The organism is Paenibacillus koleovorans NBRC 103111, from assembly GCF_004000845.1.
Taxonomy (GTDB): Bacteria; Bacillota; Bacilli; order Paenibacillales; family NBRC-103111; genus Paenibacillus_AA; species Paenibacillus_AA koleovorans.
Genome location: NZ_BIMA01000162.1, coordinates 1 through 11,683, shown reverse-complemented (window position 1 = coordinate 11,683; position 11,683 = coordinate 1). Strand labels below are relative to the sequence as shown.

Sequence of the window (11,683 nt, the reverse complement as noted above, 5' to 3'; positions counted from 1 at the left end):
TAGCATGCAGACGAGAAACCCGTACAGCAATGTACGGGTTTTTTGGTGCATTCAGAGGCTCGTGCCAAGAAAATAACGCTACATCCACCACTTAAGCGACTTTACTCCGCATAATAGGAAGTTTCGCGAGGATTGATCTTGAGCAGGCCATATTTGCCTGACCTCGAGAAACGAGCGAGCATCCAGAACGTAGGCGTCAGGATCCACACATGGACAATCGTAAGCTGGAACAGAGCAACCGTAGGAAGCCAAGGGAAGCAGATGCCGATGCAGGCGAGACCGATCCACCACTGCACCGTCTGCAGCCGAAGAATCAATCGGAGCGGTGCGGGTTGCTCGGGCAGCAAGCCAAGCCAGGGGAACCGAATGAGCAGCTTCCAATTGCGATGGCTGCGTTCCCGGTCCGGATGATAGCGCAGCTGGATCCCGGCAATGGCGGTATGCAGCCAGATCAGGCCCAAGAAGCCGAGCGGGGTCCATAAGGCGGTCCACAGATCATACCGAAGCACAACCACGAGGAAGCCGAGCACCGGCAATACGGTGTACAGCGCAGACCAAAACCACTGATGGCGAATACGCCGAATCAGACGATAGTTATATATAGTTACTTCGGGGTCTTGCCGTTTCACGAGAGCTTGTCTCCTTCTGCCTCGCGGGGCATCTTTCGCGCAAAAGCGATCCGACCGGGAAACCTTCCAAACGGGCTCGTCCCGCATGTACAGCTTTCAAAGTTTCCAAGATCCACCTGCTTCCTTCTTATTATACAAGCGCCTAGGGTTATTAGGGAAGGGAGCATCTGTACAGACACCTTTTCGCCTCACCAGCATAATCTGACTACAGGTCGTGGGTTTATGAAGATTCTAGTTTACAAGACTAGAGATTGTGGCATACTGATAGGAAAGGTAGGTGAGGCAACCATGGAAGAAGAACTCAAGCTCCACAAATGCATCATATGCGAACAGGAAAAGGTGTTTGGCATCATGATATGCTCCGAGTTTTTGTGTGACGATTGCGAAGCGGAAATGGTGCGCACAGACGTGATGGATGCGAGGTACCCGTTTTTCATTCACCAGATGAACAAGATTTGGTATAAGCAGGACGCTTAGCTTCATTTAGCTTGGCAAGATGAGGCGACCGACCGCACAGAACAAGCCTGGATAGGGCCATCCGGATGAGGAGCAGGCCTTTTTGCTTTTTGCCGCGGGATTGAGTATTGTGGGAGTAGCAACTAGGAAGGGCGGGATCCCTCCATGAACAAACCGTCGAGTCAAGCCGATCGGTCGCCTCTGTACGAACAACTGGCAGCAACGGATAAACGCGGGTACGCACGATTCCATGTTCCCGGACATAAGGCTAGAGCGACGTCAGGCGGTGGCGCTGAAGCTCTGGCTCAAGAGGATGCGTATTTGCGAGACTTGTTGAAAATAGATATGACGGAAATTCCGGGATTGGACGATCTGCACCACCCGGAAGGGGCGATCCGGGAGGCGCAGGGGCTGGCGGCGGAGTGCTTCGGCGCCGAGGAGACGTTTTTTCTTGTCGGAGGGAGCACAGCCGGGAATTTGGCGATGATCCTGACGGTGTGCGGACGGGGAGACCTGCTGCTCATGCAGCGCAACGTCCACAAATCGGCCATCCACGCGTGCATGCTGGCGGGATGCCGGGTTGTGTTCCTGCCGCCCGGATGGGACGCGGATTCGGGGTTGGCGGCCGGCGTCGCGCCGGAAGCGGTGAGCGCTGCGATCCAGCGCTACCCGGAGGCGAAGGCGGTTTTCCTCACGAATCCGAACTATTTCGGGATGGGCGGCGATTTGGCGGCCCTCGCGCGCGCGGCGCATGAGGGCGGCATTCCTTTGCTGGTGGACGAGGCGCATGGCGCCCACTACGGCTTCCATCGCGGCGTCCCCGCGTCCGCGATGCAGAGTGGGGCGGACGCCGCGGTGCAGTCCACCCACAAGATGCTCACATCGCTCACGATGGGAGCGATGCTGCACGTGCAGGGCCCGCGCCTCGATCGCGACCTGCTGCGCCAACGGCTCGCGATGGTGCAGAGCTCGAGCCCGTCTTACCCGATCATGGCCTCGCTCGACCTCAGCCGACGGCTGATGCAGACGCGCGGGCCCGCCCTGCTCGAAGACGCGCTCCACCGCGTCACGCAGTTCCGCGAGCGGCTGGCCGCCGACACCGGCGGCGCCTACAAGCTCCTCGGGCCGGCCCCGACGCCGGCCTACGAGACGCTGGATCCGTTCAAGCTCGCGGTGCGAGCGGCGGACGGGTCCGCTCTATCGGGCTTCCAGCTCCTCGATGAGCTGGAACGCCATGGCTGCGTCGCCGAGATGGCCGACGCGCAGCATGTGCTGCTCGCTTGCAGCCTGCTCACGAGCGAGGAAGACCTGGCGCGAGCGCTGCAGGCGTTCCGCAGCATAGCGGAAGCTCGACAGCTGCACGATGTCGACGACAGACCGAGTAGCCCTATACCCCTCCTGGCAGAGACCCTCGCGTTCTCCTCCGCAGAGCCGGTGACGTTCGATCTCCAGTCCAGCGCTTCCCGGGAGGCCGCCACAGCCGTACCGCTGGAGCAAGCGGTCGGTCGGGTTTCCGCCGAGATGGTCACGCCGTACCCGCCAGGCATCCCGCTGCTCTACCCAGGAGAATCGATCTCCCAGCAAACCGTGCAAACGCTGCAGCAGCTGGCCGCGCTCGGAGCTCGTTTTCAAGGCGCCGCCGACCCAAGGCTTCACACCATGCTTACACGCAAAAAGCAGGAAAAACACCCTTTCGCCTAGAATTGAATAAGATACAAGTAAGGAAAAGCTTCATGCCGCATGGAATTGGGTAAGGGATAACAAGATCAGGAGAACAAGACGGTGCAAACAGGATATTTCATCAGTGTAGAAGGCGGCGAAGGAGCAGGCAAGACGTCCGCGATCGCCATGATGGTTGAGCATCTGGAGCGCAAGGGCTTCGGGGTGCTGTCGACAAGAGAGCCCGGAGGCATTCCGATAGCGGAGCAAATCCGCCAAGTGATACTGGACCGCGCCAACACCGAGATGGACGGGCGAACCGAAGCGCTGCTCTACGCGGCGGCACGGAGACAGCATTTAACGCAGAAGGTGCTCCCCGCGCTTCGAGCAGGCAAGGCGGTCGTCTGCGACCGGTTCGTGGACAGCAGCTTGGCCTATCAAGGCTTTGCTAGAGGGCTGGGCATTGACGAAGTATGGAGCATCAACGATTTTGCCGTAGAAGGCCATATGCCCGACTTGACGATCTGGCTGGATGTGTCCCCGGAAGTCGGATTGTCCCGTATTCATGCGGACGCCGGCCGTGAGATCAATCGACTGGACTTGGAGAAGCAGGAGTTTCACAACCAGGTCCGGGAAGGCTACTTGCAGCTCCAGGAACGGTTTCCGACACGGATCGTATCGATCGACGCCAACCGGGACATCGCTTCCATACATGAAGAAATCAGGCAGGTTTTGGATGCGCGCACGTCCCTTTTGTCCAAGAATCGGGAATGAAACATGTAGTATAATGGATTTACGAAGCAAAAAAAGATGTAACCGCTTTCGCACATTGTGATATAGTAGGTACACGACCCCACAATATCCAATTCGTGGATGGTGAATCCGACAAGGGAGGGAACTGAGATGAAATTAGTCATAGCAGTCGTTCAAGATAAGGATAGCAACCGATTGTCCAATGCCCTCGTGAAGGAAGGCTTCCGGGCAACTAAGCTGGCCAGTACAGGCGGGTTTCTGAAGGCAGGCAACACGACGTTTATGATCGGGATCGAGAACGAGCGCATCCAGGAAGTGCTGCAGGTGATTAAAGCGAATTGCAAAGTAAGGGAGCAGTTGGTAACCCCGGTTTCCCCGATGGGCGGAACGACGGACTCTTACATCCCGTTCCCGGTCGAGGTGCAAGTCGGCGGAGCGGCCGTCTTCGTCATGCCGGTGGAGCGCTTCGAGCATTTCTAAGTAAGTTTATGGCAAAGGCAGGGGCTGGCTGTGAAAATTAATCCGGGTTGGCGCCCTTTCGGCAAGCCGATCGCGCCGGCGGATAACGCCGGACCTACCCCGGTGGCGCCCAAGAGCTTCTCCGATACGATGCAGCATCAAGACGACAAGGCGAATATGGAGCAGTTGACTCGCATGCTTAACCAGATTCAGGTGCAGGGCGAACGATTGACGAAGTCGATGACGGTTCGCGAGCTGCGCCTGTATCGCCAGCTGGTCAAGCAGTTCCTGGAGGAGACCGTCCGCCGAGGCGTGAAGCTGAAGGAGACGAGAGGCTGGGATCGGCGAGGCCGCGGCAAACGTTACAAGCTGTTGGACGAGATCGACCGTCACTTGCTGGAGATGGCCGACGAGATGCTGGAGACCGAGCAGGGGAAGATCGATTTGCTAGTGAAAGTCGGCGAAGTTCGAGGGATGCTCATCAATTTGTTTTTCTAGTACGCAGGGAATAGGAGACTACAAGCCTTATGTCGTTTCAACAAATACCCGGCCAAACCAGAGCGAAGCAGCTGCTGCAGAACAGCTTGCGTCAAGGCAAGGTGTCGCATGCCTATATCTTCGCGGGGCCGTCCGGTACCGGGCGGCGCCAGATGGCGCGGACGTTCGCCCAAGCGATGTACTGCGAGACGCTCGTGGACGACGCTTGCGGCACATGCTTGTCCTGTCGGAAAGTGGAGCATGGCAATCACCCGGAGCTGTTCTTGGTGGAGCCGGACGGGGCCAGCATCAAAATCGACCAAATCCGTCAATTGCAGCAGCAGTTCGCTTATCGTTCGGCTGGCGCGGGGACGAAAATATATATCATACACGAAGCGGACCGGATGACGGTCCAGGCGGCGAACAGCCTGCTGAAATTTCTCGAGGAGCCGTTGTCGCCCGCGGTCGCGATCCTCGTTACGGAGAACGGACAAGCTCTTTTGCCGACCATTCAATCCCGGTCCCAGTGGGTGACATTCACCCCGATGCAGCCGGAGGAGATGGAAAAGGCGCTGACCGGAGAAGGATTGCCGCCGGATTTGGTGCGCTGCGCCGTGCAGCTTACATCCGGGCTTGAGTCGGCGAGGACGCTGTCCCAGTTAAATGAATTTGCAGAAACCAGAAACGCGGTGTTACAATTAATGAAGGAGGCGGTGTCCAAGCTTCCTATCATCGGGTCGATTCAACAGAAGGTAATCAAGACCGGCGTCAATGACCGAGTAGAGCTTCTGCTCGATATGATTATATTGTGGTTAAAAGACATGATTCATGTATGCACCGGCAAAAAAGAGCGTGTCGTTTTCCAGGATCAGCTCGATTGGATGAGCAGCCATGCCTTCTCGAGAAGCGCAGGTACGTGGGTCGGCTATATGGAGAAGACGGTAGAGTCGCGTAAACGGATCCGAGCGAATGCAAACGCTCAACTGGTGCTAGAGCAATTGTTCATAGCGGTCCAGCAAGGCGAGAGGCTGAGCGGCTAGAGCGTCAGACGAGCTTGTCCAGGTTGCTTCATAAGGGGGGAAGACATGTACAGTGTAGTAGGGGTCCGCTTCAAGAAGGCGGGGAAAATCTATTATTTCGATCCGCTGGAGCTGCCCATTGAGAAAGATAGCTCCGTTATCGTAGAAACCGCTAGAGGCGTCGAATACGGTAAAGTCGTTATCGGCAAACGGGTCGTGAATGAATCGGATGTCGTGCTGCCGCTCAAACGGGTCATTCGGCTCGCCAACACGGCGGACGCGCGTCTGGTGGACGAGAACAAACAAGCCGCGCATAACGCGCTGCATATATGCCAAGACAAGATCCGCGAGCATCAATTGAAGATGAAGCTGGTGGATGTGGAATATACGTTTGACCGCAACAAAATCATTTTCTATTTCACTGCGGAGGGCCGGATCGATTTCCGGGAGCTGGTGAAGGACCTGGCCAGCGTCTTCCGGACCCGAATCGAGCTGCGCCAGATCGGCGTGCGCGACGAAGCCAAGATGCTGGGCGGAATCGGGCCATGCGGACGCATTCTGTGCTGTTCTTCGTTCTTGGGCGATTTCGAGCCGGTCTCGATCAAGATGGCGAAGGACCAGAATTTGTCGCTTAACCCGACCAAGATCTCCGGCCTGTGCGGCCGACTCATGTGCTGCCTCAAGTATGAGCACGATCAGTACGAGAGCGTCAAGGAAGAGATGCCTAAGATGGGCAGCCAAGTAGTGACGACGTCCGGTCACGGCAAAGTCATCGGGCTCAAGGTCGACGAACGGATGATTCGCGTCCAATTGAGCGATAGTGGCAGGGTTGAGATGTTTTCGTTTGACGACGTGGTGTCGCAGGGATAACCACTTGGTTCCCGCGTGGATCGCGGGATACCTGTAAATGCTGCGAATTTACAGGCTGGCGGATTTCGGCGCTGAGGTGAATCGTGGACAAAAAAGACGTATTTGTGCAGATGAACGAAATGGAAGAATGGTTGGGCACGATGCATCAGCGCTCGGGCCAGCTGAAGCGGCAGATCATGCTGCTCCTCGAGGAGAACAAGCGACTCAGCATCGAGAACCAGCAGCTGCGCAAGCTGCTCCGCAAAGAGGCAGTGCCGGTCCAGATCGGAGCCGGGATGACCGCCACCGGAGAAAGCGTGCCGCCTGATGAGCCGCCGGCGACGGGGGAAGGCTATGACAACCTGAACCGGTTGTATCATGAAGGCTTCCATATTTGCAATGTGCACTATGGGCATTTGCGAACCGAGAAGGATTGTTTGTTCTGCTTGTCCTTCTTGAACAAATAAAAGAACGGGAATGCGCCGTAGAGAGCCTGTGTAGGTTCTCTACGGTTTTTTTGGACCGTTGGAGCGGAGGCATGGCATTATGGAGGGAGTAGAGAAGCGACAGGAGGAGCAGATGCAATCGGGCCTGAATGGACTATTGCGGCCGGGAGAGCGGCTCGACGACTTGCTGACGGAGAACATCCGGATCATCCAGAGCGAGGACGTGTTCAGCTTTTCATTGGACGCTGTACTGCTGGCACGGTTCTGTTCGGTTCCGCATCGCGGCCGGATCGTAGACCTGTGCACCGGCAACGGTGTTATCCCGCTGCTGCTCTCGACACGGACGAAGGCGTCCGTAGTGGGGGTCGAAATTCAGCCGAGGCTCGCCGACATGGCGGCCCGCAACGTGAGCTTGAACGGGTTAGGCGATCAGCTGCGGATGCTGGAGGGAGATCTGAAGGATATACATAACGTACTCGGACGCGAGCAATTCGATATGGTGACGGTGAATCCACCATATCTGCCTATCCGCGCCGGAGAGCAGAACGGCAACCCGCATATCGCCGCCGCTCGGCATGAGGTGCACTGCACGCTCGACGACGTGCTGGCAGCTTCGGCGCGGCTAGTGCGGACTGGCGGCCGGGTAGCCATGGTGCATCGCCCGGCGCGGCTGGCGGATATATTGGTGGGGATGCGGCAATATCGGCTGGAGCCGAAGCGCATTCGCTTCGTTCACCCGCGCGAAGGCGAGGAAGCGAATATGGTGCTCGTCGAAGCGCTGCGTGACGGCAAACCGGAGGTACGGCTGCTCCCGCCGCTCATCGTGCACGAAGGAGACGAGTATTGCCATGAGCTGAGGGCCGTGTACTACGGTCAGTCAAAGCAGCTGCGGGAGAGCGGTGGTGTTGAAGGAGGCGGCGAGTCAGGATGAAAGTACAGCGAAGTTTCGGGCAAAGCGGGCATACGAATGCCGGCACCTTATATTTGGTAGGCACGCCGATCGGCAATCTCGAGGATATGACGTTCCGGGCGGTACGCGTGCTGAAGGAAGTCGATTGGATTGCGGCGGAGGATACGCGGCAGACACGCAAGCTGCTGACCCATTTCGACATTACGACAAGGCTCGTCAGCTACCATGAGCACAACAAACGCGCCAGCGGGCCGGAGCTGATCCGCAATTTGAAGGTAGGGCTCTCCATTGCCTTGGTGAGCGATGCCGGCATGCCGGCGATTTCCGATCCGGGCTATGACCTCGTCCGCTTGGCGATCGAGGAGGATATAGCCGTCGTCCCGGTGCCGGGAGCGAATGCGGCGCTATGCACACTGATCGTCTCCGGCTTGCCTACGGAGCGGTTTCTGTTCGCCGGCTTCCTGCCGCGGGATAGGAAGCCGCTGCGCGCCGAGCTGGACCGGCTTCGGTTTGTGGAAGCGACGGTGCTGCTGTACGAGTCGCCGCACCGGGTCTTGAAGACGCTGGAAGCGATTCACGAGGCTTGGGGCGATCGACCGGTTTGCCTCATGCGCGAGATCAGCAAACGGTACGAAGAAGCGCTTCGCGGGACGATCGTCGAATGCTTGGCTTACTTGGCGGAGCATGAGCCGGTCGGGGAGTATGTGATCGCCGTCGGCGGCGCCGAAGGCTCCGAGGAGGAGTTGGCCGCTCGCGAAGGGACGGCGTGGTGGCAGCAGCTGACGGCGGAAGCCCATGTGGCGCGGTACGAGGAGCAGGGGCTGGATCGCAAAGAAGCGATGAAGCGGGCGGCGGCGGATCGCGGCGTGTCGAAGCGGGACATTTACAACGAGCTGTTGCAGAGTTGAATGATGGCGCCTTTTTGGCCTGATATTCGGGCGAGGGAGGCGTTTTTGCTTTTATGGGGAGAAAATGGCGCCTCGTAAGGGTCGCGCGGCAATCGCGGAGTTTGTTTCTTCATTAATATGGGCAAGAATCTATCAGCCTCGATGTATGCATGTGCATTAGGGGCGGAGGGCTTTTTCGGGCGCAAAAAAAGGATCCCCAAGCAGAGGCGGACGCCATCTGACCTAGGGACCAAGAGGAGATATATAAAAGGTTAGAATTAACAATTGGGATATTCCTATTATAACCTATTTTTTTGATTTTGTCTTTTAATTTGTCATAGATTTATAAATTTCTGAGAGCTCGGCCAAACATTCTTTGCTGATCATTTTTCCTTTGAAATAGACGAGGTTCTCTGCGTTGCCCGTGAAGATACAAGCCGGCTCATACTTCTTCAGCATGATGCGCTCGCCGTCCACATAGATCTCCAGCGCGTCCTTCTCGCCAATGCCCAGCGTACGACGAAGCTCGATCGGTATAACTACGCGCCCCAATTCGTCTACTTTTCTAACAATCCCTGTCGATTTCATCATTATTTTTTCCTCCCCATTATTTCGTCACCATTCGACATTGTTCTCACTAATATAATACCAACCATTCCCATAATAGTCAACCCTGCTAGCTTCCATTATATAGATTTCTTTACTATTTTCATAGAGGCTTGCAGGGATTTGCATGAAAAGAGTGTAGAAGTAGCAAGCTTTTCGGAAAATATTGCAACTTCGTTTGCAACAAGCTACATTTTTATGAACGAAATAGCACATAAATTCAATCCGATGCAAATGGAAGTGTTTCCGACAAAGTTTCGACAAAATAGTAGATAGTTTGTCGAAAAAGAGAGAACATTTGTCGGAATGTGCTGATGGGCGAACGTGCATTCGGCGGTTGTTTTTACCGCTTTCGTATATACTTAGTGGAGAGAGGAAAGGAGAGAGAAAGGTGGCTTCACTTCAGGAAGAGAAGGTATTCAAGGATCCGGTGCACAAATACATCTATGTCCAAGACCAACCGATCTGGGATTTGATCAATACAAGAGAGTTTCAAAGGCTGCGGCGGATTCGACAGCTCGGTACTTCCTTCATGACCTTCCACGGAGCGGAGCACAGCCGGTTCACCCACTCGCTAGGCGTGTATGAGGTGGCTCGGAAAATTATTTCTCAATTCGAACGCAACGCGTATTCGGAGTGGCCTCGGGAGGAAAGGTTGCTAGCACTCTCGGCGGCGCTTATGCACGATATTGGACACGGCCCGTTCTCCCACTCGGTGGAACGGGTTTTCGGCACGCATCATGAAGAGTGGACATGCCAGCTCGTGCTCGGCGACACGGAAGTGAACAAGGTGCTGCGAGACACCGACCCCAGTTTGCCGCGCAGCGTATCGGATGTCATCTGCAAATCGTACGGCAAGTCGATCGTGGTGAGCATGATCTCCAGCCAGCTCGACGCCGACCGGATGGACTATTTGCTGCGGGATGCGTATTTCACCGGGGTCAACTACGGCACCTTCGACTTGGAGCGTATTCTTCGGGTCATTCGGCCGTACCAAGGACACATCGTGGTGAAGGACAGCGGCATGCATGCGGTCGAGGATTATTTGATGGCGCGCTACCAGATGTACTGGCAAGTGTACTTTCATCCGGTGACGCGCAGCTCGGAGATTGTGCTTCGCAAAATTTTCGAGCGCGCGAAAAAATTAAGTGAAGACGGCTACACGTTCGGTTTCTTGCCGCCGGCACTCGGGAGCCTGCTGCGCGGGACGCTTACCCTGGAGCATTATTTGCAGCTGGACGAGTCATACGTGCAAATGACGCTCTCGCAGTGGAGACTCGAACGGGATCGGATTTTGGCGGATCTGAGCGATCGGTTTCTCAACCGCCGGCTGTTCAAATATATCTCGCTGCAGACGTTCCCTGAGCCGTGGGAGGAGGAGCTGCGCGACTGGATGCGCCGAGTTGGCGTCGATCCGGATTATTATACGGCGATCGACTTTTTGTCGGACGTGCCGTACGACGTGTATCGCGCGGCCCGGGAGGAGGGCGACTCCAGCCTGCCGATCATGCTGCTCGAAGGCAAGGACAACCTGGTCGAAATTTCGCGGAAATCGGACATCGTTCGCTCGATCAGCGCCATTCATCTAGGCGAGCGGCGCATTTATTATCCGGAGGACCGGCTGCGGCTGGAAGCGTTTCGGATGCCGGCGGATTGGCGTATTCGGCTTGGGTTATGAGAGTGGAACAACTGAGGAGAACAGGAGACTAGAGGGACATCATGCTGATCGATACGCATACGCATATGAATCATTCGGCTTTCGACGAAGATCGAGCGGAGGCGCTGGAACGGGCTCGCGCGCAAGGCGTCAGCCAGATCATCAATATCGGATTTAATCGGGAGACGATCCCGACCTCGATCGCGCTGGCGGAGCAGTACGATTACGTTTACACGACGGTGGGCTGGCACCCGCAAGATGCCATCGACATGCAGCCGGGGGATGTGGAGTGGCTGGAGGAGCTGAGCCGCCATCCTAAGGTGGTCGCGATCGGGGAAATCGGGCTGGACTATTATTGGGACACGTCCCCGAAGGATGTGCAGAAGCGCGTGTTCCGCGAACAGATTCGACTGGCTCGGCGGCTAGGGTTGCCGATCTCGATCCATAACCGCGACGCGCACCACGATGTGGTGCAAATTTTGCGGGAGGAGCGCGCGGCTGAGGTCGGCGGGGTGATGCATTGTTTCTCTGGCAGCTGGGAGACGGCGAAGCAATGCCTCGACATGAACTTCTATATTTCGTTCGGCGGGCCGGTCACGTTCAAGAACGCGAAGCAGCCGAAGGAAGTGCTGCAGCAGGTGCCGCTCGACCGGCTGCTCATCGAGACGGACGCGCCCTACCTGACGCCGCATCCGCATCGCGGCAAGCGCAACGAGACGGGCTACGTCCGTCTCGTCGCGGAAGCGGCGGCCGAGCTCGTCGGCCTGTCGCTGGAGGAGCTCGCCGCCGTCACGGCGGCGAATGCCAAACGGCTGTTCCGACGCCTGCCCTAAGGGGCGGGTCGGAACAGCCGTTTGCATGGTGTGGCGCGCGAGC

Annotated in this window: 14 protein-coding genes; 12 read left to right on the top strand and 2 right to left on the bottom strand. The window is 56.7% G+C overall.

Features of this window, described 5'->3' with window-relative positions; genetic code table 11:
- Window positions 1–101: 101 nt before the first annotated feature.
- Complete coding sequence (locus PKO02S_RS29840) at window positions 102–629, bottom strand: hypothetical protein (RefSeq protein ID WP_127588662.1); 528 nt, start codon at window positions 627–629, stop codon at window positions 102–104.
- A 288-nt stretch (window positions 630–917) separates the two neighbouring features.
- Here PKO02S_RS29840 and PKO02S_RS29835 point away from each other — a divergent pair, with 288 nt between their 5' ends.
- From PKO02S_RS29835 to rsmI, 10 genes are all read left to right on the top strand, one after another.
- Window positions 918–1,106, top strand: coding sequence for a sigma factor G inhibitor Gin (locus PKO02S_RS29835; RefSeq protein ID WP_127588661.1), 189 nt, complete (start codon window positions 918–920; stop codon window positions 1,104–1,106).
- Between the two features lie 144 nt (window positions 1,107–1,250).
- Entirely contained in the window at window positions 1,251–2,786 is a 1,536-nt protein-coding gene (locus PKO02S_RS29830) for an aminotransferase class I/II-fold pyridoxal phosphate-dependent enzyme (RefSeq protein ID WP_127588660.1), read from the top strand.
- A gap of 81 nt (window positions 2,787–2,867) precedes the next feature.
- On the top strand, window positions 2,868–3,518 hold the full coding sequence (gene tmk, locus PKO02S_RS29825; protein ID WP_127588659.1) for a dTMP kinase: 651 nt from the start codon (window positions 2,868–2,870) through the stop codon (window positions 3,516–3,518).
- A 129-nt stretch (window positions 3,519–3,647) separates the two neighbouring features.
- Window positions 3,648–3,977: a cyclic di-AMP receptor DarA gene (darA, locus tag PKO02S_RS29820; RefSeq protein ID WP_127588658.1), complete on the top strand. Its 330-nt coding sequence runs from the start codon at window positions 3,648–3,650 to the stop codon at window positions 3,975–3,977.
- A 30-nt stretch (window positions 3,978–4,007) separates the two neighbouring features.
- Window positions 4,008–4,454: a YaaR family protein gene (locus tag PKO02S_RS29815; protein ID WP_127588657.1), complete on the top strand. Its 447-nt coding sequence runs from the start codon at window positions 4,008–4,010 to the stop codon at window positions 4,452–4,454.
- A gap of 29 nt (window positions 4,455–4,483) precedes the next feature.
- A complete protein-coding gene (holB, locus tag PKO02S_RS29810) occupies window positions 4,484–5,473 on the top strand; it encodes a DNA polymerase III subunit delta' (RefSeq protein ID WP_127588656.1) in 990 nt (329 codons plus the stop codon).
- Window positions 5,474–5,518: 45 nt separating this feature from the next.
- Window positions 5,519–6,322, top strand: coding sequence for a PSP1 domain-containing protein (locus tag PKO02S_RS29805; RefSeq protein ID WP_127588655.1), 804 nt, complete (start codon window positions 5,519–5,521; stop codon window positions 6,320–6,322).
- A gap of 83 nt (window positions 6,323–6,405) precedes the next feature.
- On the top strand, window positions 6,406–6,768 hold the full coding sequence (gene yabA, locus PKO02S_RS29800) for a DNA replication initiation control protein YabA (protein WP_127588654.1): 363 nt from the start codon (window positions 6,406–6,408) through the stop codon (window positions 6,766–6,768).
- A 112-nt stretch (window positions 6,769–6,880) separates the two neighbouring features.
- Complete coding sequence (locus PKO02S_RS29795; RefSeq protein WP_127588663.1) at window positions 6,881–7,678, top strand: tRNA1(Val) (adenine(37)-N6)-methyltransferase; 798 nt, start codon at window positions 6,881–6,883, stop codon at window positions 7,676–7,678.
- Window positions 7,675–8,565 (top strand): 16S rRNA (cytidine(1402)-2'-O)-methyltransferase, encoded by an 891-nt coding sequence (rsmI, locus tag PKO02S_RS29790; protein ID WP_127588653.1) that lies wholly within the window; start codon window positions 7,675–7,677, stop codon window positions 8,563–8,565. Before PKO02S_RS29795 ends, rsmI begins: the two co-directional genes overlap by 4 nt.
- 306 nt (window positions 8,566–8,871) lie before the next feature.
- Here the strand turns inward: rsmI and PKO02S_RS29785 are convergent, their stop codons facing one another.
- A complete protein-coding gene (locus PKO02S_RS29785; protein WP_127588652.1) occupies window positions 8,872–9,135 on the bottom strand; it encodes an AbrB/MazE/SpoVT family DNA-binding domain-containing protein in 264 nt (87 codons plus the stop codon).
- A 406-nt stretch (window positions 9,136–9,541) separates the two neighbouring features.
- Between PKO02S_RS29785 and PKO02S_RS29780 the strand changes: the two genes are divergently transcribed.
- Together PKO02S_RS29780 and PKO02S_RS29775 are read left to right on the top strand one after the other, a co-directional pair.
- Window positions 9,542–10,828 carry an HD domain-containing protein gene (locus PKO02S_RS29780; RefSeq protein WP_127588651.1) on the top strand — a complete coding sequence of 429 codons (1,287 nt, stop codon included), beginning with the start codon at window positions 9,542–9,544 and terminating at the stop codon, window positions 10,826–10,828.
- A gap of 41 nt (window positions 10,829–10,869) precedes the next feature.
- Window positions 10,870–11,640: a TatD family hydrolase gene (locus PKO02S_RS29775; protein ID WP_127588650.1), complete on the top strand. Its 771-nt coding sequence runs from the start codon at window positions 10,870–10,872 to the stop codon at window positions 11,638–11,640.
- The last annotated feature ends 43 nt before the right edge of the window (window positions 11,641–11,683 follow it).

What these genes read in the sequence shown, in the direction of transcription:
- PKO02S_RS29795 (WP_127588663.1), top strand. Translation starts at nt 6,881, where the DNA reads ATGCAATCGGGCCTGAATGGACTATTGCGGCCGGGAGAGCGGCTCGAC.
- PKO02S_RS29835 (WP_127588661.1), top strand. Translation starts at nt 918, where the DNA reads ATGGAAGAAGAACTCAAGCTCCACAAATGCATCATATGCGAACAGGAA.
- PKO02S_RS29785 (WP_127588652.1), bottom strand. Translation starts at nt 9,135, where the DNA reads ATGATGAAATCGACAGGGATTGTTAGAAAAGTAGACGAATTGGGGCGC.
- rsmI (WP_127588653.1), top strand. Translation starts at nt 7,675, where the DNA reads ATGAAAGTACAGCGAAGTTTCGGGCAAAGCGGGCATACGAATGCCGGC.
- PKO02S_RS29830 (WP_127588660.1), top strand. Translation starts at nt 1,251, where the DNA reads ATGAACAAACCGTCGAGTCAAGCCGATCGGTCGCCTCTGTACGAACAA.
- PKO02S_RS29775 (WP_127588650.1), top strand. Translation starts at nt 10,870, where the DNA reads ATGCTGATCGATACGCATACGCATATGAATCATTCGGCTTTCGACGAA.
- PKO02S_RS29805 (WP_127588655.1), top strand. Translation starts at nt 5,519, where the DNA reads ATGTACAGTGTAGTAGGGGTCCGCTTCAAGAAGGCGGGGAAAATCTAT.
- holB (WP_127588656.1), top strand. Translation starts at nt 4,484, where the DNA reads ATGTCGTTTCAACAAATACCCGGCCAAACCAGAGCGAAGCAGCTGCTG.
- darA (WP_127588658.1), top strand. Translation starts at nt 3,648, where the DNA reads ATGAAATTAGTCATAGCAGTCGTTCAAGATAAGGATAGCAACCGATTG.